This window comes from Micromonospora arida (assembly GCF_003857035.1).
GTDB lineage: Bacteria > Actinomycetota > Actinomycetes > Mycobacteriales > Micromonosporaceae > Micromonospora > Micromonospora arida.
Genome location: NZ_QGSY01000242.1, coordinates 1 through 2,850, shown reverse-complemented (window position 1 = coordinate 2,850; position 2,850 = coordinate 1). Strand labels below are relative to the sequence as shown.

Annotated in this window: 2 protein-coding genes and 1 pseudogene; 2 read left to right on the top strand and 1 reads right to left on the bottom strand. The window is 74.8% G+C overall.

Annotation, left to right across the window (positions count from 1 at the left end; genetic code table 11):
- A partial coding sequence (locus DLJ58_RS24450; protein ID WP_124859655.1) for a hypothetical protein occupies nucleotides 1–1,439 on the bottom strand: 1,439 nt, incomplete at its 3' end.
- Nucleotides 1,440–1,562: 123 nt separating this feature from the next.
- Here DLJ58_RS24450 and DLJ58_RS24445 point away from each other — a divergent pair.
- On the top strand, nucleotides 1,563–2,243 hold the full coding sequence (locus tag DLJ58_RS24445; protein ID WP_124859653.1) for a PASTA domain-containing protein: 681 nt from the start codon (nucleotides 1,563–1,565) through the stop codon (nucleotides 2,241–2,243).
- Nucleotides 2,244–2,403: 160 nt separating this feature from the next.
- Nucleotides 2,404–2,850 (top strand): annotated as a pseudogene (locus DLJ58_RS24440) (PASTA domain-containing protein); the annotation flags it as partial.

The following is a 2,850-nucleotide window of genomic DNA, read 5'->3' as shown; positions in this document are numbered from 1 at the left end:
GTGGTGGGGCGGGTGGTGCGGCGGGCTGCGCGGGTTCGCCGGCTGGTGGGGGTCAGATCCTCTGCCGCTGTTGCTTCGGTGGGACGACCGGCCGGATCCGCAAGGTCTGGGTCCGTACGCTGGGCGGGAACCTGCCGTGCGGCGGTGGCGTCGCCCGGCAGCGAGCCCGTCCGGGGCGTCTGCGGTGGGGCGTCGGCCCTCCTGCGCCGCGCTGCGGTTCCGGCCGTCGAGGCTGCGGTTCCGGCGGTCGAGGCCGAGGTTGTGGTCGTCGAGCCGGAGACCGGCGGCAAGGCTTCGCTCTCGGCGACCGGGGCCGGGTCGGCCACCGTGCCCCGAGGTGCCGCACTCAGCTCGGCCGATCGGCTCTGTTCGGCCGGGCGGTTCCTTTCGCTGCGCTCGCCGAGGCGGGCGGCCAGCACCGAGCCGCCGATACCGGCGATCACCGCGTACGGGGCGATCAGCTGGGTGGACAGCTGCGCGGGGCCCAGCGTCGACCAGTGCGGCAGTGTGGTCAGGTAGGCGAGCGCGACGAGCACCGGGCCCGCCGCGCCGGAGGCCGCCGCACCCACGCGGTGCCCGCCCGAGCGGGCGGACCGCCGGGCGGCCAGTACGCCGATCAGCAGCGCGGGCACCAGTGCCAACAGCGCACCGGGCCAGTAGAGCTGGCCTCCGATCCAGTACCGGGCGTGGTCCGGGTCGAACTGCCAGGTACCGAGTTGCGCGCCGGTCAGCCCTCGTCCGACGCGTACTCCGTCGATCACGGAGATCACCGCGAGCAGCCAGAGCCAGGCGGCCGTCGCGGTCACGTTGACCGCGGCGGCTCGGGAGCGAAGCGCCCAGATCGCGACGAGGACGCCGATCAGGATGCCCAGCGTCGCCTGTACGGCGGCCGTTCGTTGCGGAGCGCCGGTGTCCGCGCCGGTCGCGACCCGCGCGGGTACCGCGATCAACAGCACCGTGACCAGCCCACCCAGCCCGGCGCCGAGCGCCAGGGCCACCCGGCGCAGCAGGCCACCGCGCTCGTGGGCCGGCGGCTCGGCCACCGGTGGTGGCGTGTCCACCGCCTCCGGCCGGGCGGTGTCGACGGCCGGTGGAGACCCGTCGACCGGGCTCACGTGCTCCGGCGCCCGATCGTCGAGCTGCGGGCCCTCGTGGCGGGCACCACCGCCGGGCGAAGTCTCCGAAGAGATCACGGCCTTCGCCGGGGCGTTCCGTTGATGCAGCCGCTGCGCGCAGACCGCGCCGAGGACCGTCGAGCTGGCGGCGAGCCACGTGGCCCAGGCGAGGCCGTCCGCCCAGGCCGTGTCGGTCGCACCGGCATCGGTGGGCGTCCAGGTGATGACGCCGAGCCCGTAGCCGAAGCCCAGTTGTGCGGCACCGGCGCCGGCAGCGACCCCGATCGCCGTCGCGATCGACACTCCCCAGCCCTGTCTGGCCATGCCGGGCAGCGTAACGTCCCGTCGTCGGCGCGGCGAGTCGCAGAGACCCGCCGGTGTGGACCGCCGGTGCGGGCGGGTTGGGCGGCGGGCGGTACGGTCGCCGGTGATGAGGCGGTGGGCGTTATGACGGACACGAACACGGGCCAGCGGAATGCCGCCGGTGGCGGTGCGGGCCGGGCCAGCGTCGTGCTCGGTGGTGGGCTGGCGGCGGTGCTGCTCGCCGCCGTGGGCGCGACCGGCGGCTGGTTGCTGGCCGGCGAGGACGACGCACCCTCTGGTGATCCGCTGGCCGTTGCGACCACGGCTGGCGCGTCGACCAGTAGGGCCACCGCACCCCGACCGAGCAGCGGCCGGCCGACACCGTCGGCGGTCCAGACCTCCGCCACCTCGACCAAGGGGCCCGGCCTGACCGTGCCGCCGGTGATCGGCACCGACTTCGAGCAGGCACGGGAGACGCTGCGCAAGCAGCGGCTGGGTTGGCGGCTCGTCTTCGGTGGCGGCGTCGGCCGTACGGTCGAGAGCACCACACCGGACGTGGGCACCGAGGTCGCCCGAGGGACGACCGTGCAACTACAGGTCGCCGGGCCGGCGCCGGCCGCCGAGGTGCCGGACGTGGTCGGCAAGAGTTGCGCCGACGCCGCCGACGAGTTGGTCGACGAGGGCCTCTACCCGCGCTACCTCAGCGGACGCACTGGGAAGGTCAGCCGGCAGGAGCCCGCCGAGGACGGCCCGGCCCGGTGGAACGACCAGGTCAGCATCTGGTGTGGCGCCGACGGTCAGCCGACCACGAAACCCACGCCCTGATTCCAGGCCGGCGGGTTCGAGCCTCCCGGCTCCTACCCGCGTTCTGTCTCGCCGACAGCCGGCGCGGCTCGGCACGCTGATCCCCACCGATGGTGGTGTGGGCGACTAGGTTGGCGGTCGAGGGCCATGACGCCCGTCCGGGTTCGGGAAAGGACGTGCGATGAGCGACGACCGCCAGGAACCTCCCGCCCCCGACCCGGACGAGACCGCACCGATCGACCGGACCCCGGCACGTCCCGACCCGGACGAGACGGCACCGATCGACCGGACCGTCCCGGCTCGTCCCGACCTGTCGCCCGACCAGACCATGCCGATCGACCGGTCCGCCGGCACCCGGCCGGGTCCGCCGGCCGACCGGACGGCGCCGATACCGCCGTCGTGGTCCGGTCGGGCCGAGGTGCGGTCGCCCCTGCCGGATGACCCCGCGGGCGAGTGGTACGTCGAGGAGCAGGGTGGTCGGCGGTGGTGGTTGCCGATCCTCTGGGGCGTACTGGCGCTGTTGCTCGCCGGCCTGCTCGGCGGCGCGCTCTGGTTGGTGCGTGACCAGCAGGAGGATGACCGCAACGATCGGGGGCCCACCCCGTCCCTTCCGCCGACCAGTGCCCCC